This is a genomic window from Mesorhizobium sp. M4A.F.Ca.ET.020.02.1.1 (genome assembly GCF_004022645.1).
GTDB lineage: Bacteria > Pseudomonadota > Alphaproteobacteria > Rhizobiales > Rhizobiaceae > Mesorhizobium.
Genome location: NZ_RZOI01001221.1, coordinates 1 through 908, shown reverse-complemented (window position 1 = coordinate 908; position 908 = coordinate 1). Strand labels below are relative to the sequence as shown.

At 66.0% G+C, this 908-nt stretch carries 1 protein-coding gene and 1 pseudogene; both read left to right on the top strand.

What is annotated here, in order from left to right; genetic code table 11:
• Positions 1-683: ABC transporter ATP-binding protein (locus tag EN742_RS36210; protein ID WP_148670580.1), on the top strand; the 683-nt coding region annotated here is incomplete at its 5' end.
• Positions 680-908 (top strand): annotated as a pseudogene (locus EN742_RS36205) (ABC transporter permease); the annotation flags it as partial. The gene EN742_RS36210 and the pseudogene EN742_RS36205, both read left to right, overlap by 4 nt.

The following is a 908-nucleotide window of genomic DNA, read 5'->3' as shown; positions in this document are numbered from 1 at the left end:
CGCTGATCCATCTGGCGGGCTTCGCAGACCGGCCCGTTGCCAAGCTTTCGGGCGGCCAGCGCCAGCGCGTGGCGATTGCCCGCGCGCTCGCCCTGTCGCCGAAACTGTTCCTGCTCGACGAGCCGCTGTCGGCGCTAGACGCCAAATTACGTGAGGCGATGCAGGTGGAACTGCGCCAGCTGCAGCAGCGGCTCGGTATCACCACCATCGTCGTCACCCACGACCAGCGCGAGGCGATGACCATGGCCGATCTGGTCGTCGTCATGGGCCACGGCAAGATATTGCAGGCGGCGCCGCCAATCGAGATCTACCGCAAGCCGGCCGACGCCTTCGTCGCCGACTTCATCGGCATCACCAACCTGTTGCCGGCCGAGGTCGACAGCGCCGGGCGCACCACCATCCTCGGCACCGCCATTCCGGGCCTCGCCATGCCGGCGGGGTTGCGCAAAGCTTCTGTGTCGATCCGTCCCGAGGACGTGCATCTTGGCGACCCTGGCGGTGCCGGCCTCACCGGCGAGGTGAGCTTCGTGCGCGACCTCGGCGGCACGATCGAGACCTTCATCGAGGTGGGCGGAACCAGCATCGTCGCGGTGACGACGCCGCGCGAGCGGCACGACGCGCCGGTCGGCGCCAAGGTCGGCATCGTGCTGCCGCCGGAAAGCTGCGTGGTGCTCGGCTCATGAGACGCGAAGCTCCCAAGTCGGTAGCCGACTACACGCCGCTCTTCTTTCCGGGCCTGATGCTCATCATCTTCTTTGTCGTGCCATTCTCGACGATGATCGCGGTGAGCTTCTTCAAGCGCAATCCGTCCGGCTTCTACACACCGGATTTCGTCATCGACAATTACGCGCGCTTCCTGTCGGTCTTCTTCGGCGGCGTGCTCGGCTTTTCGCTGATGCTGGCGGTGC